At 74.1% G+C, this 23903-nt stretch carries 20 protein-coding genes and 1 riboswitch; of the genes, 8 read left to right on the top strand and 12 right to left on the bottom strand.

The genetic code is table 11. The annotated features are described in order from the left end of the window. Window positions 1-68: 68 nt before the first annotated feature. The 5 genes from ddaH (at window position 69) to FIC82_RS06460 (ending at window position 6474) form a co-directional block, all read left to right on the top strand. Complete coding sequence (ddaH, locus tag FIC82_RS06480; RefSeq protein ID WP_154797981.1) at window positions 69-983, top strand: dimethylargininase; 915 nt, start codon at window positions 69-71, stop codon at window positions 981-983. Then, the gene (gene rocD / locus FIC82_RS06475) at window positions 980-2239 is read left to right on the top strand and encodes an ornithine--oxo-acid transaminase (protein ID WP_168731559.1); all 1260 of its coding nucleotides are present in this window, start codon (window positions 980-982) and stop codon (window positions 2237-2239) included. The genes ddaH and rocD overlap by 4 nt, the downstream gene beginning before the upstream one ends. A gap of 10 nt (window positions 2240-2249) precedes the next feature. Then, window positions 2250-3548: an aspartate aminotransferase type Ic gene (locus FIC82_RS06470; RefSeq protein ID WP_168731558.1), complete on the top strand. Its 1299-nt coding sequence runs from the start codon at window positions 2250-2252 to the stop codon at window positions 3546-3548. 1073 nt (window positions 3549-4621) lie between these two features. Next, entirely contained in the window at window positions 4622-5623 is a 1002-nt protein-coding gene (locus FIC82_RS06465) for an ATP-binding cassette domain-containing protein (RefSeq protein ID WP_154797980.1), read from the top strand. Further along, complete coding sequence (locus FIC82_RS06460) at window positions 5623-6474, top strand: ABC transporter permease (RefSeq protein ID WP_154797979.1); 852 nt, start codon at window positions 5623-5625, stop codon at window positions 6472-6474. The genes FIC82_RS06465 and FIC82_RS06460 overlap by 1 nt, the downstream gene beginning before the upstream one ends. 6 nt (window positions 6475-6480) lie before the next feature. On the opposite strand, the gene FIC82_RS06455 is transcribed toward FIC82_RS06460, so the two are convergent. Next, window positions 6481-7038 (bottom strand): TetR/AcrR family transcriptional regulator, encoded by a 558-nt coding sequence (locus FIC82_RS06455; RefSeq protein WP_154797978.1) that lies wholly within the window; start codon window positions 7036-7038, stop codon window positions 6481-6483. 82 nt (window positions 7039-7120) lie between these two features. Between FIC82_RS06455 and FIC82_RS06450 the strand changes: the two genes are divergently transcribed. Then, window positions 7121-7585 carry a DUF6463 family protein gene (locus FIC82_RS06450; protein ID WP_154797977.1) on the top strand — a complete coding sequence of 155 codons (465 nt, stop codon included), beginning with the start codon at window positions 7121-7123 and terminating at the stop codon, window positions 7583-7585. Here the strand turns inward: FIC82_RS06450 and FIC82_RS06445 are convergent. The 3 genes from FIC82_RS06445 to FIC82_RS06435 all read right to left on the bottom strand — a co-directional run bounded on the left by FIC82_RS06445 (window position 7530) and on the right by FIC82_RS06435 (window position 10505). Continuing rightward, window positions 7530-8477: a universal stress protein gene (locus tag FIC82_RS06445; protein ID WP_154797976.1), complete on the bottom strand. Its 948-nt coding sequence runs from the start codon at window positions 8475-8477 to the stop codon at window positions 7530-7532. The genes FIC82_RS06450 and FIC82_RS06445 overlap by 56 nt on opposite strands. Before the next feature lie 186 nt (window positions 8478-8663). Further along, window positions 8664-9464 (bottom strand): C40 family peptidase, encoded by an 801-nt coding sequence (locus FIC82_RS06440; protein ID WP_253691529.1) that lies wholly within the window; start codon window positions 9462-9464, stop codon window positions 8664-8666. Between the two features lie 2 nt (window positions 9465-9466). Then, a riboswitch (cyclic di-AMP (ydaO/yuaA leader) is annotated at window positions 9467-9627 on the bottom strand. A 167-nt stretch (window positions 9628-9794) separates the two neighbouring features. Next, window positions 9795-10505, bottom strand: a complete 711-nt coding sequence (locus FIC82_RS06435) for a metal-dependent transcriptional regulator (RefSeq protein WP_168731557.1) — start codon at window positions 10503-10505, stop codon at window positions 9795-9797. A 230-nt stretch (window positions 10506-10735) separates the two neighbouring features. Here FIC82_RS06435 and serC point away from each other — a divergent pair, with 230 nt between their 5' ends. Next, window positions 10736-11887 (top strand): phosphoserine transaminase, encoded by a 1152-nt coding sequence (gene serC / locus FIC82_RS06430; RefSeq protein WP_418884345.1) that lies wholly within the window; start codon window positions 10736-10738, stop codon window positions 11885-11887. A gap of 175 nt (window positions 11888-12062) precedes the next feature. Here the strand turns inward: serC and FIC82_RS06425 are convergent, their stop codons facing one another. The 6 genes from FIC82_RS06425 to FIC82_RS06400 all read right to left on the bottom strand — a co-directional run bounded on the left by FIC82_RS06425 (window position 12063) and on the right by FIC82_RS06400 (window position 19165). Further along, window positions 12063-13409 (bottom strand): MFS transporter, encoded by a 1347-nt coding sequence (locus FIC82_RS06425; protein ID WP_154797974.1) that lies wholly within the window; start codon window positions 13407-13409, stop codon window positions 12063-12065. Further along, window positions 13406-13864 carry a MarR family winged helix-turn-helix transcriptional regulator gene (locus tag FIC82_RS06420; protein ID WP_154797973.1) on the bottom strand — a complete coding sequence of 153 codons (459 nt, stop codon included), beginning with the start codon at window positions 13862-13864 and terminating at the stop codon, window positions 13406-13408. Before FIC82_RS06420 ends, FIC82_RS06425 begins: the two co-directional genes overlap by 4 nt. A gap of 84 nt (window positions 13865-13948) precedes the next feature. Beyond that, a complete protein-coding gene (gene manA / locus FIC82_RS06415; protein WP_154797972.1) occupies window positions 13949-15313 on the bottom strand; it encodes a mannose-6-phosphate isomerase, class I in 1365 nt (454 codons plus the stop codon). 9 nt (window positions 15314-15322) lie between these two features. Further along, window positions 15323-16798: an NCS2 family permease gene (locus FIC82_RS06410; protein ID WP_154797971.1), complete on the bottom strand. Its 1476-nt coding sequence runs from the start codon at window positions 16796-16798 to the stop codon at window positions 15323-15325. Between the two features lie 80 nt (window positions 16799-16878). Then, the gene (locus FIC82_RS06405; RefSeq protein WP_154797970.1) at window positions 16879-17610 is read right to left on the bottom strand and encodes a hypothetical protein; all 732 of its coding nucleotides are present in this window, start codon (window positions 17608-17610) and stop codon (window positions 16879-16881) included. Between the two features lie 40 nt (window positions 17611-17650). Further along, window positions 17651-19165 (bottom strand): sugar transferase, encoded by a 1515-nt coding sequence (locus FIC82_RS06400; protein WP_154797969.1) that lies wholly within the window; start codon window positions 19163-19165, stop codon window positions 17651-17653. Window positions 19166-19609: 444 nt separating this feature from the next. On the opposite strand from FIC82_RS06400, the gene FIC82_RS06395 reads away from it, so the two are divergent. Continuing rightward, entirely contained in the window at window positions 19610-19873 is a 264-nt protein-coding gene (locus FIC82_RS06395) for a DUF2530 domain-containing protein (protein ID WP_168731556.1), read from the top strand. Here FIC82_RS06395 and FIC82_RS06390 read toward each other — a convergent pair. Together FIC82_RS06390 and FIC82_RS06385 are read right to left on the bottom strand one after the other, a co-directional pair. Further along, window positions 19849-23049, bottom strand: a complete 3201-nt coding sequence (locus FIC82_RS06390; protein ID WP_216609998.1) for a sacsin N-terminal ATP-binding-like domain-containing protein — start codon at window positions 23047-23049, stop codon at window positions 19849-19851. The genes FIC82_RS06395 and FIC82_RS06390 overlap by 25 nt on opposite strands. Continuing rightward, on the bottom strand, window positions 23046-23903 hold the full coding sequence (locus FIC82_RS06385) for a DUF3027 domain-containing protein (protein WP_154797968.1): 858 nt from the start codon (window positions 23901-23903) through the stop codon (window positions 23046-23048). The genes FIC82_RS06390 and FIC82_RS06385 overlap by 4 nt, the downstream gene beginning before the upstream one ends.

The following is a 23903-nucleotide window of genomic DNA, read 5'->3' as shown; positions in this document are numbered from 1 at the left end:
CACCCCCGTCCGGCCACCCACCCGGGCCGCACCACCCCGGCGGGCCCGGCTCCCGCGAGGAGGCGGCGATGCGCCCAGGCCAGCCCCGGCACTACCTCATGTGCCGGCCCACGTACTTCACCGTGAGCTACGAGATCAACCCGTGGATGGACCGGCGCACGCCGGTCGACACCCCGCTCGCGGTCGCCCAGTGGGAGCGCCTGCGCGACGCCTACCGCGACCTCGGCCACACCGTCGAGACGATCGACCCCGTCCCGGGCCTGCCGGACATGGTCTACGCCGCCAACGGCGCGACCGTCGTCGACGGTCTCGTCTACTCCGCGCGCTTCACGCACCCCGAGCGCGGACCCGAGGGCCCCGCCTACCTCAAGTGGTTCGCCGACCACGGCTACGTCACCCACCTCGCCGAGCACGTCAACGAGGGCGAGGGCGACCTGCTCGTGGCGGGCGACGTCGTGCTCGCGGGGACGGGCTTCCGCACCGACCGCGCCGCGCACGCCGAGGCCGCCGCACTGTGGGGCCGCGAGGTCGTGACGCTCGAGCTCGTCGACCCGCGCTTCTACCACCTCGACACCGCGCTCACCGTGCTGCGCGGGGGCTCCGGCTCGGCCCCGGGTACCCGGGTGCCCGACGACGGCGCGCACCCCGGCCTCACCGGCCCACCGCCCGTGGACGTCGTCTACTACCCGCCCGCGTTCTCGCCCGCCACGCAGGAGGTGCTCCGCGAGCGCTACCCCGACGCGCTCCTCGCGACCGAGGAGGACGCCGTCGTGCTGGGCCTCAACGCGGTGAGCGACGGCGCGCACGTCGTGCACGCACCGCGCGCCGAGCGGCTCGCCGCCGCGCTGCGCGAGCGCGGCTACGAGACGCTCGCCGTCGACACGTCCGAGCTGCTGCGCGGAGGCGGCGGGGCCAAGTGCTGCACCCTCGAGATCCGCGAGCTCGCCGCCGGGTCGGCCGCGACGTCGAGGAGCGCGTCGTGACCGCGCAGGACGTCCGCGCGGTCGCCGGGCCGGCGGGCGAGGGGCCCCGCGACGCCCTCGCGCACAACTACCACCCGCTGCCCGTGACCGTCGCGACCGCCGAGGGGTCGTGGATGACCGACGTCGACGGGCGCCGCTACCTCGACTTCCTCGCGGGCTACTCCGCCCTGAACTTCGGGCACCGGCACCCCGCGCTCGTCGCCGCCGCGACCGCCCAGCTCGGGCGTGTCACGCTCACGTCGCGCGCGTTCGACCACGACCTGCTGCACCCGTTCGCCGACGCGCTCGCCGCGCTCGTCGGGCCGCTCACCACGGGCGGGACGGACTCCCTCGTGCTCCCGATGAACACCGGCGCCGAGGCCGTCGAGACCGCGATCAAGACCGCCCGCAAGTGGGGCTACGACGTCAAGGGCGTCCGGCCGGGAGAGGCGACGATCGTCGTCGGATCGGGGAACTTCCACGGTCGCACGACGACGATCGTGTCGTTCTCCGACGACGAGGACGCGCGCCGCGGGTTCGACCCCTACACGCCGGGGTTCCGGGTCGTCCCGTACGGCGACGTCGACGCCGTCGCCGGCGCGATCGACGACACCACCGTCGCGGTGCTGCTCGAACCGGTGCAGGGCGAGTCCGGCGTGATCGTGCCGCCCGACGACTACTGGCCGCGGCTGCGCGCGCTCACCGCCGAGCGCGACGTGCTGCTGATCGCGGACGAGATCCAGTCCGGCCTCGGCCGCGCGGGCACGACGCTCGCCGTCGAGACGTGGGGGGTGCGGCCCGACCTCGTGACGCTCGGCAAGGCACTGGGCGGCGGGATCCTGCCCGTGTCCGCGGTCGTGGGGCGCCGCGACGTGCTCGAGGTCCTCACGCCGGGGACGCACGGCAGCACGTTCGGCGGCAACCCGCTCGCGTGCGCGGTGGGCCTCGCCGTCGTGGACCTCCTCGCGGCGGGCGAACCGCAGCGCCGGGCGCGCGCGCTCGGCGCCCGGTTCCAGGACCGGCTCGCCGGGTTCGTGGAGACGGGACTGCTCGACGGCGCGCGCGGGCTCGGGCTGTGGGCGGGGCTCGACCTCGACCCCGCCCGCGGGACCGGCCGCGACCTGTGCGAGGCGCTGCTCGCGCGGGGCGTCCTCGCCAAGGACACGCACGGGTCGACCATCCGCCTCGCTCCCCCGCTGACCATCTCCGCGGACGACCTCGAGACCGGGATGTCCGCCCTGGAGGACGCGCTCACGGCGCTCGCGCGGGGTCGGTAGAGTCCGCAGGGTGACCACCGCGCAGCCTGAGCCCACCGCCCCTGCCGACGTTCCCACCGCCGGCGCCGCCCCGTCCCTCGACGACCTGCGTCGCGCGTACGCCGACCTGCAGGCCCTGGGGCTGAAGCTGGACCTCACGCGCGGCAAGCCCTCGGCCGAGCAGCTCGACCTCTCCGAGGCCCTGCTCGCGCTCCCGGGCGAGGGTGTGCACACCGACGCCGGCGGCACCGACGTGCGCAACTACGGCGGCCTCGACGGGCTGCGGCAGCTCCGGGAGATCTTCGCCGAGCTGCTCGGCGTCCCGGTCGAGCAGCTCCTCGCGGGCGGCAACGCGAGCCTCACGCTCATGTACGACACGCTCGCGTACGCGACCCTGTTCGGCGTCCCCGGCTCGGAGCGCCCGTGGGGCCGCGAGGAGAAGGTCCGCTGGATCTGCCCCGTGCCCGGCTACGACCGCCACTTCTCGGTGTGCGAGGCGCTCGGCATCGAGATGATCACCGTGCCCATGACCGACGACGGCCCGGACGCCGCCGCCGTCGCGGCTCTGGTCGCCGAGGACCCGACGATCAAGGGCATGTGGGTCGTGCCGACCTACGCGAACCCCGACGGGTCGGTCGTCACCGAGGAGGTCGCGCGCGCGCTCGTGTCCGTGCCCGCCGCCGCGCCCGACTTCCGGATCCTCTGGGACAACGCGTACGCGCTGCACCACCTCACGGACGACGAGGTGACGAGCGCCGACGCGATCTCGCTCGCCGCCGAGGCGGGCCACCCCGACCGCGTGCTCCTCTACGCGTCGACCTCGAAGATCACGTTCGCCGGCGCCGGCGTCGCGTTCCTCGCGTCGTCCCCCGCGAACGTCGCCTGGTACAAGAAGCACCTGTCAGCCCAGTCCATCGGCCCGGACAAGGTCAACCAGCTCCGCCACGCGCTCTTCTTCGGCGACGCCGACGGCGTACGCGCCCACATGCGCAAGCACCGCGACATCATCGCGCCCAAGTTCGACGCCGTGACGAGCATCCTCGCCGACCGCCTCGGCGACGCGGGCGTCGCGTCGTGGACCGAGCCGAAGGGCGGCTACTTCGTCAGCCTCGAGGTCGTCCCCGGCACCGCGTCGCGCGTCGTCGAGCTCGCCAAGGCCGCCGGCATCGCCCTCACGCCCGCCGGCGCCCCGTTCCCGTACGGCAAGGACCCCGAGGACAAGGTCCTCCGCCTCGCCCCGACCCTCCCCCCGATCGAGGAGGTCCGCGTCGCCATGGACGGCGTCGCGACCTGCGTCCTCCTCGCCGCCGCGGAGGCCGCCGCCGGGTAGTCACAGCCGCCGCATCACCGGTCGAGCCACCACCTCCCCCACCGAAGTAGAACCGTGGTCCCGCGAGGTAGAACCGTGGTCGTGCCCGACGGCGCGTGGTCGCCCTGGGTGGGCGGGGTGGGTGGTGGTGCCGCGTCTACCATCCGCCGCTCGTTCCTCGCGGCTCCCGCCAGGCCCAGCCACGACGCGGCACCACCACCCACCCCGCCCGGCTTCGACTCACCCTGGTCTTCGCCCACCTCGGGCGACTGCACCCGGCGTCGGTACGCCCGCTGTGGCCCGCCGCGCCGTACCCAGCCTCGCCGAGCGACCCGGCCGCCATCGGCGACCCAGCCACCCCGGGGCGGCGACACCGACGACGGCGGGCGACCGACCGTCGTCGGGCACGACCACGCCGGGAGGAGACCCGACCCCGGCCGCCGACAAGAGGGTGACCCGACCCGGCAGGCGACAGGAGGGTGCCCCGACCTCGGCAGACGCCCGACCGCCGTCGGGCACAGTGACGACGGTCCTACCTCGCGGGACCAGAGTTCTACCTCGCGGGACCACGGTTCAACTTCGACAGACCACGGTTCTACCTCGACCTACCACGGTTCTACCTCGGCGATCAGGGGAGACTCCGGACGCACCCTGCCAGGCAGAGAGGACAGACCAGGAACGAGAACCGACCACGGACCACGGACCACGGACCACGGTGAGGCGACGGCCGAGCGGTGGGGGTGGGCTCGGATGCGAAGGGGCGTCAGAGCCGCGCTCCCAGAACCCACACCCGAAACACCCAGGTGACGGCGCGGCAGCCCCGAGCACCGAGACCACCCCCACCGCGGACCCGACCCGCGGGCCTGAGAGCGCAACCACGGTTCTACCCCGCGCTACCTGGGTTCTACCTCGGCGGGACGGGACAGGCGGCACAGGACCTGACGAATCGCACTGGTCCTCGAGGCCCTGCCCGGCGCAGGATGGAAGACGTGCGCGACCGATGAGTTCTGCCGGCCCCGACGGTCGGTGGGTGGGTGGCCCGGGGATCCGGGCGGCTCGTCGGCTCCGGCGAACGACCATCCCGCGGAGGGGACATGACCGACACCGCACACGGCGACCTCGCCGTCGAGGCACGCGGCCTCGTCAAGCACTTCACGTCCGGGAAGTCCGTGACCAAGGCGGTCGACGGCATCGACCTGCTCATCCCCGAGGGCACGGTGTTCGGCGTCCTCGGGCCGAACGGCGCAGGCAAGACGACCGCCGTCCGCATGCTCGCGACGCTCCTGCGGCCCGACGCCGGGACGGCGCGCGTGCTGGGCCACGACGTCGTGCACGACGCCGACAAGGTGCGCTCCGTCGTCGGGCTCACCGGGCAGTACGCGTCGGTGGACGAGGATCTCACGGGCACGGAGAACCTCGTGATGCTCGCGCGGCTCTACGGGTTCCTCGGGGGCACGGCGCGCGGGCGGTCGGCCGAGCTCCTGGAGGCGTTCGGCCTCGGCGACGCCGGCGACCGGCAGGTCAAGACGTACTCAGGCGGCATGCGGCGGCGCATCGACCTCGCGGCCAGCCTCGTGATGAGCCCGCGCGTGATCTTCCTCGACGAGCCGACGACCGGCCTCGACCCGCGCAGCCGCAACCAGGTGTGGGACATCGTGCGTGTGCTCGTCGCGGACGGAGCGACGGTCCTGCTCACGACGCAGTACCTCGAGGAGGCGGACCAGCTCGCCGACCGGATCGCCGTGATCGACCACGGGAAGGTCATCGCGGAGGGCACCGCGACGGAGCTCAAGCGCTCGGTGGGCGAGGGCGCGGTCCACGTCCGGCTCGCCGACTCCACCCAGCGCGGCCGGGCCGCCGAGGTGGTCGGCACCCTGCTCGGCACGGAGGTCACGCTCGCGAACGACCCGTACGCGTTCACGGCCCGCGTGCCCGACGACGGCGCGACCGACGTCGCGCGCATCCTGCCCGCGCTCGGGGACGAGGGCATCGTCGTGCCCGAGTTCACGCTCGGCCAGCCGAGCCTCGACGAGGTGTTCCTCGCCCTGACGGGTCAGCCCATGGAGGACGACGAGACGATCGAGGAGGTGGCCTGATGGCCGTCGACCCCACCACCACGGCAGCGGAGCTGCGGGCTCCCGAGGCGAACGCGCTGCGGGCCGCGGTCGCGCTCGACCACCGGCCCTCGCGTCCGTCACCGGTCTCCGCGACCCTCACCTACACGTGGCGCGCGCTGCTCAAGATCAAGCACGTGCCGGAGCAGCTCTTCGACGTGACGGTGTCACCGATCATCTTCACGCTGATGTTCACGTACCTGTTCGGCGGGGCGCTCGCGGGGGACGTGACGAGCTACCTGCAGTTCCTGCTGCCCGGCATCCTCGTGCAGGCCGTGCTCTTCACGACCATCTACACCGGCTACACGATGAACACGGACATCAGCAAGGGCGTGTTCGACCGGTTCCGGTCCCTGCCCGTCTGGCGGCCGGCACCGATCGTCGGGGCGCTGCTGGGCGACACCGTGCGCTACACCATCGCGTCGATCGTCACGCTCGCCCTGGGACTCGTCCTGGGCTTCCGGCCGCCGGGCGGGGTGGTCGGAGTCGTGCTCGGGATCGTGCTGCTCCTGGTGTTCGCGTTCGCGCTGAGCTGGGTGTTCACCGCTCTCGGGCTCGTGCTGCGTTCTCCGAACGCCGTCATGGGGACGTCGATGCTCATCCTCATGCCGCTGACGTTCGCGTCGAACATCTTCGTCGACCCGTCCACGATGCCGGTGGCGCTGCAGCGGTTCGTGGACGTCAACCCCGTCACCCACCTCGTGACCGCCGTCCGGGGACTCATGGCGGGCGAGCCGGCGACGGACGGGATCCTCTGGGTCCTCGTCGCCTCGGTCCTCCTGACGGCGGTCCTGGCCCCGATCACGATGCGGCTCTACCGGAACCGCAGCTGAGCGGCATCAGCTCTCCTTCCGGAGCAGCAGCTCGCCTGCGAGGCTCACGGCCTCGCGGGCCGAGCGCCCCGGGTGCCGCGCGACCATGAGCGGCCGCGCGACGGCGAGCGCGAAGAGCAGCGTGCTGCGGGCCTCGACCTCGTCGGGATCGTCGACGAAGGTCGCGAAGAGGCCGCGCAGGTGGTCCATGCGGCGGTCGTCGACCTGGCGCAGGCGCTCGGCGACCTCCTCGTCGCGTCGCGCCCACTCGCGCACCGCGAGGTCGAGTCGCTGCTGCTCAGGGGTGTGCGAGAGCTGACCGGCGCGTCGGAGCCGCTCCGCCGCGTCGCCTCCCTCGGCGTCGGCCTCCGCGAGGACGGCGTCCGTGCAGCGCCGCTCCCACTCGTCGAGCATCGCGGCCAGGAAGGCGGGCCGGTCGGCGAAGTGCCCGTAGAAGCCCCCCTTCGTGACACCGAGGCGTGCCGCGAGGGCCTCGACCCGGATTCCGTCCGGTCCGCCGGTGGCGAGCGCGTCGAGCCCCGCGTCGACCCAGCGGTGCCGCGGGGTGAGCGTCCGGGCAGGCATGGCTCACGTCCTCTCGTGATCGCTTGATCTATACGGTACCGTACACATGAAAGATACGCCCCCGTATAGATCGGAGCCACACATGACCGAGGCACCGTCGACCGCCCGCCGGACGGCGCGCGTCGCCGCGGGAACGCTCGTCGCGCTGGGATCCGGGCACCTCGCCGTCGTGACGACGGTCGGGCGCGACCGCCTCGCCGCCTGGGCGGACTCCGGCCTGTGGGCCGCGGTCCCCCTGTTCCCGGGGCCCGACCCGAGCGCGACGACGCTCCAGGACCAGGCGGCGTTCTGGAGCGGGGTCGGCAGCTTCGCCGTGCCGCTCGTCGCCCTCGGCGGCCTCGTCTGGTGGCTCGCCGGGAAGGGCACGATCCCACCGACCCCCCTGGGCTGGGCCCTCGTCGCGTGGTTCGCCGTGGGTGCGATCGTGCTCGTCCCGTCCCCGATGATCCTCGGGGCCCTAGCCGGAGCGCTCCTGGTCGTCGCGGCCCGGCTCAGCCGTCCTCGGTCGGCGCCTCGTGGTCGTCGCACTTCTTCGTCACGACCATGACGGGGCACGCGGAGTGGTGGAGCACCGCCTGGCTCGTCGAGCCGAGCAGGAGCCCGCGGAAGCCCCCGCGACCGCGCGAACCCACGACGATGAGGTCGGAGGCCGTCGAGAACTCCGTGAGCAGCTCCGCACCCGTGCCGTCGAGGACGATGCGCTTGATCGTGAGGCCCGGGTGCTCCGCCTCGTGACGGTCGATGATGACGTTCAGACCCTCGGTGATGTCCGCGAGGACCTGCTCGTGGTCGATCGACGCAGGCAGCCAGGCCAGGAGGCCGGCGCCCGCCCCGACCGGGACGCCGGCGACCGCGACGAGCTCCGCGCCCCACGCCTTCGCCTGACGGATCGCGTGACGCAGGGCGACCTCGGCGGACGGCGACCCGTCGACACCGACGACGATGCGCCGTAGCGGCTTCACCGCGGGCAGCTCCTGCGGCGCCGCCTCCTCGCCCTTCCCCCCGGTGCGGTACGGCACGACGACGGTCGGGCAGTGGGCGTGCGCCGGCAGCGCCGAGGACACGGTGCCGAGCAGGCGCTCCGTGAAGCCACCGCGCCCACGGGTCCCGACGACGACGAGCGCGTGCTCGCGCGACATCTCCACGAGCACCCCGGCCGCGTCGCCGGTCGTCACCGTGGCGCTCGTGCGGACGCCCGCCGCCTCGGCCCGCGCTCGGGCCTCCTCGAGGACGGCACGCGCGCCCTCCTGGATCGCCGAGTCGTCGAGTGCCGCGTATCCGCCGTCGAGGGACGCCGCCGTGAAGGACGGCAGCGAGTACGTGCACACGACGTGGAGCGGCCATCCGACCTGGAGCGCGTACGCCGCCGCCCAGTCGAGCGCGTGGAGGCTCGGGGCCGAGCCGTCGACGCCGACGAGGACGGATTCCGTGCGGGTCATGAGCGACTCTCCTCTCGACGGCCGGGTGCCATCGGACGACCAACCTAGCCGAGACCAGCCCGTTCGTCCGTCTGCCACGAGTCACGAACACGTCAAGAATGCCACGAACCCCGCCCCCTCGCGACGATGCGCGAGGTGACGGGGTTCGTCAGGCCAGTGACCGTGGTGGTCCTGAGGCGTGGGCGATCAGGCCACGCGGATGAACGTGGGGTTCGACTGCCAGATCTGGCGGAACTGGACCGACTTCCCGGGGCGCGGGGCGTCGATCATCATGTTGTCGCCCGCGTAGATCGCGATGTGGCCCGGGGTCCAGATGAGGTCGCCCGGCTGCGCCTGGTCGCGCGAGACCTTGGTCCCGACGGAGCCCTGGGCGCCCGAGGTGCGCGGGAGGCTGATGCCGACCTGCGCGTAGACGTAGCTGGTGAAGCCCGAGCAGTCGAAGCCGTCGGGGGTGGTGCCGCCGTAGACGTACGGGACGCCCACGTAGCGGGCCGCGATCGAGACGATGCTCGAACCGTAGGCCGAGGCCGGGACCTCGACGGCGGCCTCCTGCTGCGCAGGAGCCTCGGACTGGGTGGACTGACGCTCCTGCGTGCGGCTCGTCTGCGTGGTGCGGACGGGCTCCGGCTCGGGCTCCGGCTCGGGCGCCGGGGTCACCGTGACGGGCGCCTGGGCCTGCTCGATCGAGAACGCGGCGTCGGCCGCGACGGTCACGGCGGGGGCGGCCTCGAGCGCCTGACGCGCCTGCGCGGTGACGGCGCTGAGGTCGACGGCGTTGAGCTTGCCGGACTCGTTGTCGACGGGTGCCGCGGTCGCCGGGGCGGCCGCACCGATCATCGAGACGATGAGGCCCGAGGACGCGGCGACGACGGCGGTGCGGCGACCGGCGGTCGACATCCCGCTCGACGCGGCCTGGGCGATAGAGCTGAGTGGCGTCACGGGACGCCGCGCCGCGCGGTGGCGGGCGCGAGTCGTGCTCACGGTCACTTTGTGCCTCTCCAAGACGCCTGCGAGGTCAGCTGTCGGGTTCGGGTGGAAGAGTCACCCGGCCCGCCGGACCGGAGTCCGTCGGGCTTCACCCCAAGGGCGCTGTCTCCAGCACCCGGAAGTGGGTCCCCCGTCCCTGTCATCGGGTCGTCGTTGGCCTCTCGCGGTGACAGGGTTAGGCGTTCCGCGCGAGGACTCCGCCGGATGGGTATTCCGATGGAGCAGCACCGACCGTACAGGACGCCTCTGCAAAAGTCACGTTCCCATTACGAATCGATGCGGACGATCACGTCGTCGCAGGTCAGCGCCCGTTTACGGGTGAACGGACGGCTAGCCCCGGGCGACGAAGAGGTGACGCGCGACGTCGTCGGGCAGGTCCAGGACGACCTCCGCGCCCTCCCCCTGCACGGTCAGCGAACCGTCCCCGGCGGCGCGCACGACGAGCGTGCGCCGAGGGAGCACCTCGGCCTCCGCGAGCCGTGTGAGGAGCTCGACGTCGACCTGGACCGGCTCCGCGATCCGCTGCAGCACCACCCGCACCTCGGCGTCGTCGCGCCCGTGCTCGCCCAGGTAGGTGGGGAGGGAGACCACGCCGTCGAGGAACTCGACCTCCTCGAACTGCTCACCGAGCTCGGGCAGTCCGGGGATCGGGTTCCCGTACGGGTCGAAGTGCGGGTGGTCGAGGAGCCCGATGAGCCGCTGCTCGACGAGCTCGCTCATGACGTGCTCCCAGCGGCACGCCTCGGTGTGCACGTACTCCCAGTCGAGCTTGATCACGTCGGTGAGGAGGCGCTCCGCGAGCCGGTGCTTGCGCATGACCCGCGTCGCCTTGTCGTTCCCGGCGGGCGTGAGCTCGAGATGGCGGTCCCCCGTCACGACGACGAGCCCGTCCCGCTCCATCCGCGCGATCGTCTGCGACACCGTGGGGCCCGAGTGGCCGAGGCGCTCCGCGATGCGTGCGCGCAGCGGGACGATGCCCTCTTCCACGAGCTCGTAGATCGTCTTCAGGTACATCTCGGTGGTGTCGATCAGGTCGGTCACGTCACGCTCCCAGTCGCTCGTCGGCTCGGGGCGCCCGTCCGTCGCTCCCGCGGGGCGCCTGCCCGCACCGGCGGGCCGCTGGCGCCAGTCTATGACGCACTCATGACACCTTCCGGGCAGCGCACTGGGGAGCCCGTGGAGAGTTCCTGAGGGCGTGGGTGACGACCGCTCCGTACGGGTCGCCGCGCCGGCCCGGGCCTCGCTGCGCCCGCTCGCGCGGCACGCGTAGGGTGGCGTCCGTGCCAGAGCCCGCGAACGTCCCGATCACGATCCCCGCCGACCTGCTGCCCGCCGACGGCCGCTTCGGGTCCGGGCCGAGCAAGGTGCGTGACGCGCAGGTCCGCGCCCTCGCGGACGCCGGCGCCTCCCTGCTCGGGACGTCGCACCGCCAGGCCCCGGTCCGCTCGGTCGTGCGGCGCGTGCGCGAAGGTCTCGGCGAGCTCTTCTCGCTGCCCGACGGGTACGAGGTCGTGCTCGGGAACGGCGGCTCCACGACGTTCTGGGACGTCGCGACCGCGTGCCTCGTGCGCACGAAGGCGCAGCACGCGGCCTTCGGCGAGTTCGGCGCCAAGTTCGCCGCCGCGACGACGGCCGCGCCCTTCCTCGAGCCGTCGCAGGTGCTCACGGCCCCGGCCGGGTCCGTCGCCCTGCCCGAGCCGGCCGACGACGTCGACGTGCACGCCTGGCCGCACAACGAGACCTCGACCGGCGCCATCGCCCCGGTCCGTCGCGTCCCGGGCTCGCGCGAGCGCGGTGCGCTCACGCTCGTGGACGCGACCTCGGGCGCCGGTGCGCTCCCGGTCGACGTCGCGGAGACCGACGTCTACTATTTCGCCCCGCAGAAGGTCTTCGGGTCGGACGGCGGGCTGTGGCTCGCGCTGTGCTCGCCCGACGCGCTCGCGCGCGCGGAGGAGATCGAGTCGAGCGGCACGCGCTGGGTGCCGGAGTCCCTGTCGCTGCGCACGGCCGCGGCGAACTCGCGCCTGGACCAGACGCTCAACACGCCCGCGATCGCGACGCTCGTCATGCTCGCCGAGCAGGTCGGGTGGATCCTCGGCAACGGCGGCCTCCCGTGGGCCGCGGCCCGGTCGGCCGAGTCCGCCAAGCACCTCTACGGCTGGGCCGAGGCACGCGACTGGGCGACGCCGTTCGTCGCCGACCCGGCGCAGCGCTCCACCGTGGTCGGGACGATCGACCTCGACGACGCGATCGACGCGACCGCGGTCGTGGCCGCGCTCCGCGCGAACGGGGTCCTCGACGTCTTCCCCTACCGCAAGCTGGGCCGCAACCAGCTCCGCGTCGCGATGTTCCCGGCGATCGAGCCCGACGACGTCCGCGCCCTCACGGCCTGCGTCGACCACGTCGTCAGCCACCTCGTCTGACGCCCCCCGTCCTGCACGACCGGGGCGCCCGCACGAGATGACCTGACGAGGGCGGTCGGGGCGCTCGCGCCGGGTCGTGGCGGGTCTGGCGGGAGCGGCGAGGGACGAGCCGCGGGTGGTAGACCCGGCGCGAGCGCCCCGACCGCCACCCGACCCGGCCCCGTGGGCCCGTGCCTCATGCGGCGCGCGCCGCCTCCTCCGCGTCCTCGACACCCAGGCGACGGCGGGTCTCGGCTCGGGCGGACCGGTCCGCCGGGGTGCCCGCGTCGAGGTAGCGCACCACGAGGTGCGGGCGCTGCAGGACGCGGTAGCGGACCTCGAGGTGCCAGTTGCGCACGGCCCAGACGGCGGCACCCACGGCGACGAGGCCGGCGGTGATCGACCCGACGCCGATGGCCCAGCGCGGGCCCCACGCCTCGGCGATCCAGCCGACGAGCGGCGACCCGACCGGCGTCGCGCCGAGGAACACGATCATGTACAGCGACATGACGCGCCCGCGCATGACGGGGTCGACCGACATCTGGATCGTGGAGTTCGCGGCGGTCATCATCGTGAGCGACGCGAGGCCGACGGGGATGCAGGCGATCGCGAAGCTCGGGTACGTCGGCATGAGCGCCATGACTCCCGTCGCGACGGCGAACCCGAACGCCGACCCGATGACGAGCCGGACGCGCGGGCGCTCGCGCCGCGCGGCGAGCAGTGCGCCGGTCAGCGACCCGATCGCGAGGATCGACCCGAGGATCCCGTACTCGCTCGGTCCCATGCCGAACTCGACCTTCGCCATCATCGCGGACGTGAGCTGGAAGTTGAGCCCGAACGTCGACACGACGCCGACGACGACCATGATGACGACGATGTCCGTCCGCCGGCGCACGTACCGGATGCCCTCGCGGATCTGCCCCTTCTCGCGCGGGGCGCTGGGCAGGACGTGGAGCTCGCGCGTGCGCATGTACAGGAGCGCGAGGATCGTCGCCCCGAACGTCACGCCGTTGAGGATGAACAACCAGCCCGAGCCGACGGCCGCGATGAGCAGCCCCGCGACGCCCGGCCCGACGAGGCGCGCGGCGTTGAACGACGCGCTGTTGAGCCCGACGGCGTTGGACAGCCTGTCGGCGGGGACCATCTCGGCGACGAACGTCTGGCGCACGGGGTTGTCGAACGCGGTGACGACGCCGAGCAGCCCGGCGAAGACGTAGACGTGCCAGAGCTCGACGTGCCCGGACAGCACGAGGGCACCGAGTCCGAGCGCGAGCAGGCCCATCGCGCCCTGGGTGGCCATGAGGAGGCGACGGCGCGGGAGCCGGTCGGCGAGCAGGCCCGCCCAGGCGGACAGGGCGAGCACGGGCGCGAACTGGAGCGCGGTCACGACGCCGACGGCGATGCCCGAGTTGTCGGTGAGGTCGGTCAGGACGAGCCAGTCCTGCGCGACGCGCTGCATCCAGGTGCCGACGTTCGCGACGAGCGCGGCGCCGAACCAGACACGGTAGTTGTGGTATTTCAGGGAGGAGAACGTCGCGCTCATCCGGCGGCGATCCGGGTCAACAGCTCACTGGCGCGGGCCAAGGTCTCTCTTTCGTCGGGCGTGAGGGCGGACAGCTGCTGCGTGAGCCACGCGTCCCGACGGCGCCGGGTCTCCTTGACCTCGCGCACGCCGGCGTCGGTGAGCCGCACGACCACCTGGCGGCGGTCGCTCGGGTGCTCACCCTTCTCGACGAGCCCCATCTCGACGAGGGCGTTGACGGCCCGGGTCATGGACGGTGGCTTGACGCGCTCGTGGTCGGCGAGCTCGCTCGGCGACATCGCGCCGTGCTTGTGCAGGACGGTGAGGACGCCGAACCGCCCCTCGGGCAGGTCGGCCTCGCCGCGCTGGGCGCGCAGGCGACGCGAGACACGGGTGAGCGCCACACGGAGCTCGCCGCCGAGCGTCCCGGGCCGGCACTGGCTCCGGGAGGGGGCAGTGGGGTCCGCAGCAGGCATGGTAGTTACCTTAACTCATTACCTAGGGTAATGAAAGGAGGGCGTGCGTCACCCCTGCCAGGACGAGAGATGTCCGCGCCCTGGTCAGGGCACGTAGGCGATGACGACCCGGCCGTCGCCGCGTGCGACCACCGGGCCCGTCGCGTGAGGCACGAAGACCGACGCGCCGCGCGCCAGCACCGTCTCCGCGGCGGCCGCGCCGTCTCCCCCCGCGAGCGTCACGCCGCCGTCGAGGCACAGCACGACGCGCGGACCCGCGTCGGGCAGGGACACCGGGACCGATCCCGAGACCGTGCCGACCCGGAGGGCGAACTCCGCCACGGGCGGGCGGTACGTGACGAGGCCCGAGCCGTCGTCGACCAGCCGCGGCCGCGCGGCGGGGCCGGGCGCGCACGTGGCGCACTCGAGCAGCGCGTCGACGTCGACGAGCTTGCTCGTGAGCCCGGCGCGCAGGACGTTGTCGGAGCTCGCCATGATCTCGACGGCGCAGCCGGACAGGTAGGCGTGCACGTGCCCGGACGGCACGAACATCGACTCCCCGGGCGCGAGCGTGACCCGGTTGAGCATGAGCGAGACGACGGCGCCCGGGTCGCCGGGGTGCTGCTCGGCGAGCGCGAGCACCGTGGCGTCGGCGCGGCGCGACGTGCGGCGCGGCGCACCCGACGCCGCCACCGCACCCGACCCAGGAGGCGTCTCGGCCCGAGCCCGGACCGACGCGACGGTCCGCGCGAGGTCCGCCGCGACGTCGGGCGCGGACCGGGCGTGGAGGGCGAGCGTGAAGGCCTCGCGGACGCCTGCCTCGGTCGGGCGTGCCACGAGCGCGGACCGCATCCGCGCGACGAGGTCGCCGTCGAGACCGCCGAGGAGCTCGAGGATGCGCGTCGGCCGTCGGAAGCCCGAGAGGCCCTCGAAGCGGGAGACCGCGACGACCATCTCGGGCTTGTGCTGGTCGTCGTGGAAGCTGCGCAGCGGCGAGTCGCGCGCGACGCCCTCGCGGTTCTCGCGGTTGAACCCCGCGCGTGCGAGGTGCGGGCGCGGGTGGACCTGCAGCGACAGCGCGCGGTCGGCGGCGAGCACCTTGAGGAGGTACGGCAGCCGGGGCCCGTACTGGTCGAGGACGCGCTGCCCCAGCACGCCCACCGGGTCCGCGCGCACCAGGTCCGCGAGCGTGCCCGACGCCGCCCCCCCGCCCGGGCGAGGGTCCTCACCCGGGCGCGCCGCGCCGTCGGGCAGGACCCGTGACGGGGCGAGCGGGTGCGCGCCCATCCACAGCTCTGCCGCCGGACGACCGTCCGGTTCCACCCCCAGGAGGTCCTGGATCGCCGACGTCGAGCCCCAGTCGTACGGCTGGACCGTGTTCTCCAGCCGGTAGAACGCGGACGGACGAGCGCCGGGGAGGGCGTCGGCCACCGACGCCTCCCCCGACCGCTCGTCCGCCGCGCTCGTCATGTGCCGAGCCTAGAGGCCCAGCGCGTCCCGGATCGGTCCGAGGAGGAAGTAGACGAGGAACATCGCCGACGCGACCCACATGAGCGGGTGGATCGCCCGCACCTTGCCGAGCGCGAGCTTGATGACGACGAACGCGAGGAAGCCCGCGCCGATGCCGTCCGCGATGGAGTACGTGAACGGCATGACGATGATCGTGAGGAAGGCCGGGATCGAGATCTCGACGTTCTTCCAGGAGATGCCCGCGATCTGCGTCATCATGAGGAACCCGACGAAGACGAGCGCCGGTGCGGCGGCCTCGTAGGGCACGAGCGCGACGAGCGGCGACAGGAACGTCGCGAGCAGGAACGCGACTCCCGTGACGACCGACGCGAAGCCCGTGCGCGCGCCCTCGCCGACACCGGTCGTGGACTCGACGAAGCTCGTGTTCGACGACACGGACCCCGCACCACCCGCGGCGGCCGCGATCGAGTCGACGACGAGGATCGCGCGCGAGCGCGGCGGCGTCCCCTCGGCGTCGAGCAGACGGGCCTCGGCCCCGACGGCGACCATCGTCCCCATGGTGTCGAAGAAGTCGGCGAGCAGGAGCGAGAACACGAGCAGGATCACCGTGACGGTCGCGATGTTCTCGAACGAGCCCAGGAGCGAGAACTGGCCGATGAGGCCGAAGTCCGGGACCTGCACGACGCCGTCGAACGTGGGGGCGTTGAGGTTGAAGCCGTTCGGGTTGGAGCCGTCGGGGGCCTTCGCCCCGATGTGCAGCGTGTTCTCGAGCACGACGGCGAGCGCCGTCGCGGTGAGGATCGCGACGAGCAGCGCACCCTTGACCTTGCGCACCCACAGCACGATCGTCAGGACGAGGCCGACCACGAACACGAGGATCGGCCACGTGCCGAGGTTGCCCAGGGCGAGCAGGGTGCCGCTGCCCGCGGTCACGAAGCCCGCGTTGACGAGGCCGATGAGCGCGATGAAGAGGCCGATGCCCACGCTGATCGCCGTCTTCAGCTCGACCGGGACGGCGCGGAACACCGCCTCGCGGAACCCGGTGAGCACGAGGACGAGGATGATGAGGCCCTCGATGACGACGAGACCCATCGCGTCCGCCCACGTCACCCCCGGGAGCGACGCGATGGAGTACGCCACGACGGCGTTGAGGCCCAGCCCGGCGGCGAGGCCGAGGGGGAAGTTCGCGAAGACACCCATGGCGATCGTCATGACGCCCGCGACGAGCGCGGTCGCCGCGGCGATCTTGCCGAAGTCGGGTGCGTCGCCCCCACCGAGGAACTGGCCGGTGCCGTCCTGGACCGTCCCGATGATCAGCGGGTTCAGCACGATGATGTAGGCCATCGCGAAGAACGTGACGAGACCACCGCGGATCTCGGTGCCGATCGTCGAGCCGCGCTCGGTGATCTTGAAGAAGCGGTCGATGGCGCCGGGCGCAGGGGCGGGCGCCTGCTCGTCCTCGTGGACGGAGGTGGGGGTGGACATGGAGAAATGGTGCCAGAACCGTGTGACCGCGCGGTAACACACGGGGCACGGTCCGGCAACGCGCCGAGTGTTCGCCCACGTCAGGCGGCACCGGCGGCGGCGAGCTCCCCCCGGCGTGTGCGCGACGCCACGTCGTCGCCGTGACGATCGGGACCACGGTCCGTGTCCCGGGTCGTCCCGACCCCGTGCCCGAGCGCCTCCGCGGTCGTGAGGTCGGTGACGGTCCGGTCAGCACCCGACGCGAGCTGCACGGCGTGGAGCGCGTCCAGGATCGCCGCGGCCCGCACCCCGTCGGGCCCGGCGGGGACACCGTGCACCAGCCGCGCCGGCCGCAGGAGGTCGACGACCGCGTGGCCGGGCCGGTGCTCGTCGGGGACCCAGACGACCGTGGCACGCACCCCGTCCGCGACGAGGCACGCCGCGAGCCACTCCGCGGTCCCGGCGGGGACGCGCGCACGTCCCACGACGAGGTCTCCGGGGCCCAGGTGCGGGGCGAGGTCGTCCAACGCGTCGCGGAGCCTCCCGACGCGCGACGCGCCGTCCGGGTCGGGTGACGGCCCGGCACCGACGCACAGGACGTGCACGCGGGCGCCCGCGACCGCCGTCCGGTCCGTCGTGGGGCGGAGCCGGCCGCTCACGAGGCCGAGCGCGAGGAGGCGGTACAGCCGCGGTTCGGCCGCGGTCAGCCCGGAGCGGAGAGCGTCGAGGGCGCGCGGGTCAGGGTCGTGGAGCACGACCTCGTGCCCGGCCGCCGCGAGGCAGGCCGCGTGCAGGACGCCGCGGCGACCGCATCCCGAGACCGAGACCCGCACGACGCACCTCCCCGCGCCCGACCCTGCACCCCGGCCGGCCTCAGTAGGCCCCGGAGCCGGAGAACACCGCGCGCGCCGTGCGCGCGAGGATGAGGAAGTCGCCGAACATCGTCCAGTTCTCGACGTAGTAGACGTCGAGGCGGACGCTCTCCTCCCACGACAGGTCCGACCTTCCGCCGACCTGCCACAGACCGGTGAGCCCCGGCTTGACGAGGAGGCGTCGGCGCACCTTCTTCTCGTACTTCTGGACCTCGCGGGGCAGCGGGGGTCGCGGCCCGACGAGGCTCATGTCGCCGCGCAGGACGTTGAAGAGCTGCGGGAGCTCGTCGAGCGAGTAGCGGCGCAGCACCCGGCCGACGCGGGTGACGCGCGGGTCGTCGCGCATCTTGAACAGGAGGCCGGCGCCGTCGTTCTGCTCCTCGAGGTGCTCGACCTCCCGGTCGGCACCCGTGCGCATCGAGCGGAACTTGAACATCGGGAACGTGCGCCCGTTGCGGCCGACCCGCTCCTGGCGGAAGAGGACCGGTCCGCGGCTCGTGAGCCGCACCGCGATCGCGACGATGACCAGCACCGGCAGGGCCGCGAGCGTGATGAGCGCCGCACCCGCCCAGTCGAAGACGGACTTGACGGCGAACTTGGGACCGGTGAACCGGGGGGCGTCGACGTGCAGGAGCGAGACGCTCTCTGCCGGCGTGATGGTGATGCGGGGCCCCGCGACGTCCGCGAGCTCGGCCGTGAGCATGAGGTCGACACCGTACGGCTCGAGCTCCCAGCCGAGCCTCCGGACGACCTCGGCCGTGATGGAGTCCGAGCCCGAGACGGCGACGACGTCCGCCCCGACCCGGGTCGCGATCTCGCCCGCGTGCCGCAGCTCGCCGAGGACCGGGACGCCGCGGATCTCCTCGCCCGCGCCGAATCCGCCGGAGGGGACGCAGACGCCGACGACGCGGTACCCCGACTCGTCACGACCGTTGAGGTCGCGGATGAGGCGCTCCGCCTGGTCGCGGTGCCCGATCGCGAGCACGGCCGAGCGCATGCGCCCGTGGGCACGCTGGCGGTGCAGCCACTGCCGCCACGCGTACCTGCCGAGCAGGAGGCCCCCGAGCCCGATCGGGAAGGCGAACGCGAGGTACCCGCGCGCCTCCGGGAAGCGCAGCAGGAACGCGAGGACGGCGAGGACGGCGAAGAGGCGCCACGACGCGTCGAACACACGGTGGTACTCGGTGGGCCCGCTGCCCATGACGCGCGGGTCGCGCGTGCGGCTCGCGACGAGCGACACCGACCAGGCGACACCGACCAGGAGGCTGAGCACCACGTACGGGACCCGGGTCGAACGGACGGGCTCGTCGATGAACTGGTCCCAGCGCAGGAAGTAGGCGACGAGCACGGCGACGACGATCACCGCGGTGTCGGTGAGCAGGAGCCGTCGCCGGTAGGCGACCTCCCACCCCTGGGCGGCGAACGCGGCGCGAGCGGCGCGGATCCGGGCCGCGGGCGAGGTCGCGAGAAGGGTGCGCAGGCTCCGCCTGGCGTCCTCGGTGACGCTGTGGGACATGCGTCCACCTCCGGTCGGTTCCACACCCTGCATGGCGACTCATCCTAGGGTCGAGAAACGGCGAGAACGAGAGCTGTCGAGGGCTTTCACCCGGGTGAGAAGATGCTCGGAGAGACCCGCCGCACGATCACCAGAGGCGCAGCATCCTGCGGTTCCGACGCGATGCGCACCATTCGCGAAAATCGATTGGACAGGCGTCCAGGTTTGACGTTCTGCCGTAGGTCCGGAGACACCGGACGAACGTCCTGGAGCGGGGTGCGCCCACCGGCGACCCCATCCACCTGGACAGATGACCACGTTCGGAACCCGGAGCGCGGCGCATGCATCCTAGCGCGGCGTTGCGAGTGGACCGGACGTGTGCTCACGACGAAAGAGATGTGGCACAGGTCACGGTCGTGACGTCGCGGTGCGGGTGAAAAGCCGGCGGCTGGCTACGATGCCCCTGTGCCCTCGTCCGTCACGCTCCTCCTCCACCCCGACCGCCGGCGTCCCGACCCGGCGCCGTGGCGGGTCGACCTGCGTGCCGTGATCCTCGCCGGGATGGGCCTCTGGGCCGTCGCGCTCGTCGTGTGCGCCGTCCTCCTGGTCACTGGGGCGCTCCCCCCGCGCGCGGTCGCCACGTGCGCGGTCGGGCTCCTCCTCGGCGTCCTCGGCCTGGTGTGGGAGCGCCGGAACCGCGCCCGCTACCGCGCGTCGTCGGACGACTGAGGACCGTCCCAGGCGGTCCGCGCGATCGCGCCCTGCACGGCGCCGGGGTCGCGGAGCACCTCCTCGAGCACGGACCGCGCGCCGTAGCGCCCGGCCGCGACCGCGAGCCCGACGGCGAGACCTCCCGGGCCGGTCGCGTGCACGACGGCGTCCGCTCCCCCGCCCCGCTCGACCCACCACGAGACCGCGGCCCCGTCCACGCGGAGGTCGTCGTGCCGCTCCCAGGTACGGGGAGCCGGGACGTCGAGGACCGCGAACGCCACCTCGGGGACCTCCGCGCGGCGCCCGCGCGAGTCCGGGGCGGGGGCCTCGTGCGGGACGGTCGCGACGTCCAGGAGGTCGGCGACGTCCGCGACGAGCCCCGGCGGTGCCGGAAGGACCGGACGGACGGGCGACCACATCGGGTCGGGGGCGACCGCGACGTCGTCCGCGCCGACCACGACCACGCCGCCACGGGTCAGGGCCGGCAGCCGGTCGGGCGGGGGGTCCAGCCGCTCGCCCCGGCCCGCGAGGACCCCGAGGGCGCGCCAGAATGCGACCGCGGCCCGCGCATCGACCGGGCCGCCCACGGCGGGGAGGTCGTCGAGGAGATCGACCCAGTCCTCGAGGTCGAGGTCGGCGAGGTCGCGCACGCCGCCCACCGTGGCCAGCACCTCGGCGTCGAGACCCGTCACCTCCGCCGGCGCCGGGCGCAGGAACGGGACGGCCTCGCCGGCACCGAGCGCGAACGGCCCGCCGAGCTCCTCGCGCAGCCACCACGCGGTGTACGAGCGGGCCGTCCCGGCACGGCCGCCCTCGGCCCGGACCGGGGCGAGCAGCGCCTCGCGCGCGGCCGGGTCCGCGGCGAGGCGCGCGAGGGCGTCGGGCCACGCGTCGTCGGCGACGGCGTCCAGGTCCGCGACCGCGAGGACGTCGCCCACGTAGGCGTCCGGGCCGAGCGTCGTCGCGAGGTATCCGAGGTACCCGGCCCAGTCGGACAGCCACCCCTCGGGCGCGTGCGGGTCCAGGTCCGGCTCGTCGTCGACGGAGGTGGGCGTGAGCACGTCGCGCACGCGCAGCACGCCGAGCCCGGCGGCCACGCCCACCGCGCCCAGCACCGGCTCGCCCCAGCGGTCGAGCACCGCGGGGTCGACGACGTCGAGCGTGTCCAGCACGTCCGCGGCCCACGTCCCGGGCAGCGCGCAGCCGCGCGCGGGTGACCACCCGCCGTCCACCGTCGGGACGGGCAGCTCGCCCCACCAGAACGGCAGCCCTGCGCGCGCCAGCTCCGGCACGTCGCCCACCGCCGCCGCGACCAGCCGGAGCAGCCGCTCCACGTCCGCCGACGGGTCGTCGCCCGACTCGGCCGCGTCGGCCGCCGCGAGGACGCGCTCGCGCACGGCGTCGTCGGCGAGCACGGTCCGCAGGTCGGTCGCGCGCGCCCCGAGCCGCTCGAGCAGGGGGTGGGCCGCACGCGGGTCGACGACGCGCAACCCGAGCTCCGCCGCGTCGCGGGGGTCGAGCACCCCGCCGCGCTCGTCCACGACGGACCTCGCGTCCGGCTCGTCGACCGCCCCGACGTCCAGGAGCAGGAGCCCGCGCACGCCGCGCACGACCCGGCCGCCGAGCAGCGGCACGGGGAGCGCGCCCAGCGCCTCGCGCACCGACGGGTCGACGGCGTGCGGCGCGAGCGCGTCGTACAGCGACCGCCACCGTGCCGGGTCGGCGACCAGCGGCAGGTCGTCCACCACGTCCGCGAGGTCCACGACCCGCGCGCCGAGCGACCTCGCGACCGCGCGGAGCGGTCCCGGGACGTCGACGAGGTGCGCGACGCCGAGACGGGCCCGCACGCGCGCGTCACCCACGTCACCCGCGAGGACCAACGCCTCCGCGGGCGCGACCAGGGCAGGTCGGGCCGAGACCGCGGGTCTGTCGTCGACCACGACGTCGTCGACCATGACGCCGTCGACCAGGCCGCCGTCGACCGGAAGCCCCTCGGCGGCGAGCGCGGGTGGCGCGTCGAGCGGGAGGAGCGGGGTCCGGGCGAGCGCCGCCTCGGCCGACGCGCGGACCTCCGCGTCGACCGCGCTCCCCGGGAGCCCGGTCGGGACGAGGGCGAGCACGTCGGCGCCGCGCGCGGGCGCGAGGTCCTCGAGGAGCTCCGCGTACGCCTGCCCTGCCGCGTGCGCGACGTGCGAGGTGACCGGTCCGGGCGGGACGTGCCGGCGCGCCGGGTCCAGCGGGAACGTGGCGAGCAGGAGCGCGGGGAAGGTCGTGCGCTCGTCGGTGGGTGTCGGGGCGTGCAGGACGTCGGTCCGTCCAGGGCCGTGGGGCAGCGCCCACGTGACCTCCCACCGCGTCGTCGCGCGCTCCTCGACCGGACGGTCCGCGAGCAGCGCCGGGTCGAGCGTCCCCTCGCGCCGCAGGACCGTCCACCGGTCGGCGACGTCCGCGACCGTACGCTCGCCAGGCTCTCCGCGCTCGGCGGCGCCGTCGTCGGCCACGACGACCTCCGCGAGAGCGGGCAGGGCGAGCAGCAGCGGGTCGTCCACCGCGGCGAGCTCCGCGCGGACGGCGGAGAGCGCGTCGGCGTCGCGCAGCTCGACCTCGACGACCGTGTCGTAGCCGGGCGGCACCTCGACGCGGGTCGGGAACGGGAGCCGCAGCACCGGCAGCCGGTCGCCGCGCCGCGCCACCTCGGCGGCGAGGTCGGGCAGGTCGGCGGTGAGATCGTCCAGGGCTGCGCGCGTGCGCGTGAGCGAGAGCTCGACGGCCTGGTCCCCCGCGCCGACCCGCACCCGGTCCGCGACCGAGCGGACGGCCGCGAAGCCGACGCCGAAACGGCCCACGGTCCCGACACCGTGCCCGCTCCCCCGGCCCGTGGCCGAGGCGCGCATCGCCACGAGCGACGCGACGCCGGCCCCGTCCAGGGGCTCGCCCGTATTCGCCGCCCGCAGGACCCAGGCGCCCGTGCCCGACGGCGCGTGCAGACTCAGGCGCAGCCGGCCCGGCACGCCCGCGCGGGTCGCGGCGTCCGCGGCGTTCTGCGCGAGCTCGACGACGACGCGCCCGCGGTACGACCCGTGGGCGTGGTCCTCCTCGGTGTTCGCGTCCTCGCGCAGCCGCGTCGGGGACGACCGCCACGCCTCCAGGACCGCACGGCGCAGCGCGGCCGTCCCGAAGACGTCGTCCGTCACTCCTGCGGCTCGTCCGCCGCCGGCTCGGCCGCGGGCTCCTTCGTCGCGGCCACGGACTCGAGCAGCGAGACGATCTCGACGTGCAGCTCGTCGACGAGCGGGTCGGCGTCGGGCCAGTCGCTCCGCTGCGGCTCGACGTCGGTCTCCGAGTGCGCGCCGCAGCCGTGGTCGAGGCTCACGACCTTGCCGTCGTCGGGCGACCACTCGTTCGCGCAGACCCCGAACACCTGGCCGAGGCTGCCCTGGAGCGTCACGAGGAAGCCGCACGACCCGCACTCCGCGGCCGACGCGACGGCACCGCGCGACGTCGGGCCGCGCGAGCCGCGGTACCAGCGCTCGGCGGCCTCCTCCCGGCCCTGCGGGGACAGCACGCGGGCGCGCGCGAGCGCGAGCTCGTCGACCGCGACCGCGTCCTGCTCCTCGTCGCCCGTCGGCACGTAGCCGGGCTCGAGGCGCGGGTCGTCGGGGCGGAACGGGAGCACGTCGCCCGGGCCGACGTCGCCGGGGCGCAGGCGCTCGGACCACGGCAGCCACGACGGTGCGAGCAGCGCGCCGTCTCCGGGCAGCAGCTCGACCTCGCACACGGTGGCCGTCCGGCCGCGCGGCACGCGCGCGAGGGTGACGTTCCAGTGCCAGCCGCGGTAGCCGCGCATCGTGCACGCGAACCGGTGGGAGATCAGGCGGTCCGCCTCCGCGAAGGTCCCGAGGTGCTCCCCGACGTCCCCCGGGCTCTCGGCGACCTCCTGGGCCGCGGCGCGCGCGAGCTCGACCGCGCCCGTGAGCACGGCGTCCCGCGCGGCGCGCGCGGACACTCCCCGGGAACGCTCCTCGGCAGCAGCTGCCACGGCGACCAT

This window comes from Cellulosimicrobium protaetiae, from assembly GCF_009708005.2.
Taxonomy (GTDB): Bacteria; Actinomycetota; Actinomycetes; order Actinomycetales; family Cellulomonadaceae; genus Cellulosimicrobium; species Cellulosimicrobium protaetiae.
Note: the sequence above shows the minus strand (reverse complement) of the source record. Positions and strands in the feature narration are given on the sequence as shown.

Coding starts and splice junctions, on each gene's coding strand:
- ddaH (WP_154797981.1), top strand. CDS start 69: ATGCGCCCAGGCCAGCCCCGGCACTACCTCATGTGCCGGCCCACGTAC.
- FIC82_RS06465 (WP_154797980.1), top strand. CDS start 4,622: ATGACCGACACCGCACACGGCGACCTCGCCGTCGAGGCACGCGGCCTC.
- FIC82_RS06460 (WP_154797979.1), top strand. CDS start 5,623: ATGGCCGTCGACCCCACCACCACGGCAGCGGAGCTGCGGGCTCCCGAG.
- FIC82_RS06455 (WP_154797978.1), bottom strand. CDS start 7,038: ATGCCTGCCCGGACGCTCACCCCGCGGCACCGCTGGGTCGACGCGGGG.
- FIC82_RS06450 (WP_154797977.1), top strand. CDS start 7,121: ATGACCGAGGCACCGTCGACCGCCCGCCGGACGGCGCGCGTCGCCGCG.
- FIC82_RS06445 (WP_154797976.1), bottom strand. CDS start 8,477: ATGACCCGCACGGAATCCGTCCTCGTCGGCGTCGACGGCTCGGCCCCG.
- FIC82_RS06425 (WP_154797974.1), bottom strand. CDS start 13,409: ATGAGCGCGACGTTCTCCTCCCTGAAATACCACAACTACCGTGTCTGG.
- FIC82_RS06420 (WP_154797973.1), bottom strand. CDS start 13,864: ATGCCTGCTGCGGACCCCACTGCCCCCTCCCGGAGCCAGTGCCGGCCC.
- manA (WP_154797972.1), bottom strand. CDS start 15,313: ATGACGAGCGCGGCGGACGAGCGGTCGGGGGAGGCGTCGGTGGCCGAC.
- FIC82_RS06410 (WP_154797971.1), bottom strand. CDS start 16,798: ATGTCCACCCCCACCTCCGTCCACGAGGACGAGCAGGCGCCCGCCCCT.
- FIC82_RS06400 (WP_154797969.1), bottom strand. CDS start 19,165: ATGTCCCACAGCGTCACCGAGGACGCCAGGCGGAGCCTGCGCACCCTT.
- FIC82_RS06385 (WP_154797968.1), bottom strand. CDS start 23,903: ATGGTCGCCGTGGCAGCTGCTGCCGAGGAGCGTTCCCGGGGAGTGTCC.